The sequence below is a fragment of the Psychrobacter sp. T6-1 genome (assembly GCF_052258445.1).
On the sequence record NZ_JBQQFC010000550.1, the window covers coordinates 1 to 1,042 of the forward strand.

Below are 1,042 nucleotides of genomic sequence, written 5' to 3' on the forward strand. Positions count from 1 at the left end.
TTGACTGCCATAATGCACAAGTATAATTGCTTCTTTAAAGAGCGCAAATCAATCGTAATCTCTTTGCCATTGATATTATGCGTACCCGCACCGTACAGACTATAGAGCTGCGAGTTGCGATACAGCTCATCGTAATACTCAGCGATGTCGGAGGCGCGCTCTAAGATATGCTCGTTCTGCATAATGTCATCGAACACGATACCTGGGTCATTAACGATATTACGAATGATATGAGTATAGCTGCGCGAGTGAATGGTCTCGCTAAATGACCAGGTCTCAATCCACGTCTCAAGCTCAGGGATAGATACCAGTGGCAGCAGTACAATGTTAGGGCTACGACCTTGAATAGAGTCAAGCAAAGTCTGATACTTTAGATTACTAATAAAAATATGCTGCTCATGCGAGGACAGATTGCCATAATCAATACGGTCACGTGAGACATCAACCTCCTCAGGACGCCAAAAAAACGACAGCTGCTTTTCAATCAATTGCTCAAAAATCGGATGCTTTTGTTGGTCATAGCGGGCGATATTAACGGGCTGACCAAAAAACATCGGCTCTTTCATCGTGTCATTTGGGGTTTGATTAAAGATTGAATACGTCATGAGACTGCCTTTAGTGGTTATGCGGTGGTTAATAGTTAAGGGTTATAAATTCTCTAAAGATATCTGCGAGGATACTGGTTCATCATTCATATAGGCTTTTATAATCTCGCTCAACTCTCGATCATCGAGTCCTGCCAGCTCACCGATATGACCCTTACCAGTGTCACGCGCATCAGGGTTTTGCGCCTGTTTTGATGCTGCTCTTTTTGCAGGTCTTTTAGACGACTTCTTCACGGTTTTTACCGCTTTAAGTGCGTCATTGGTCTCAAGTTGCTCGCGTACCTCGTCCAAATCCAGCTCTACTTGTACGATAAGAGAGCCACCCTCGTCTAGGTCTGCAAACACATTTGGGATAAAAAGCCCACCATCTTTGATGATTGCGGTATAGCTCACGTCTGTGACCTCCGTCGTTTTTGTGCCATCTTTATTATAGTCAT

At 43.9% G+C, this 1,042-nt stretch carries 2 protein-coding genes; both read right to left on the reverse strand.

The window, feature by feature from the left end; all coding sequences use genetic code 11:
- A partial coding sequence (nrdB, locus tag ACTXGO_RS14505) for a class Ia ribonucleoside-diphosphate reductase subunit beta (RefSeq protein ID WP_443575015.1) occupies positions 1 to 605 on the reverse strand: 605 nt, incomplete at its 3' end.
- Between the two features lie 42 nt (positions 606 to 647).
- Positions 648 to 1,042, reverse strand: a 395-nt coding sequence (locus ACTXGO_RS14510; protein ID WP_443575016.1) for a hypothetical protein, incomplete at its 5' end; no start/stop codon positions are given.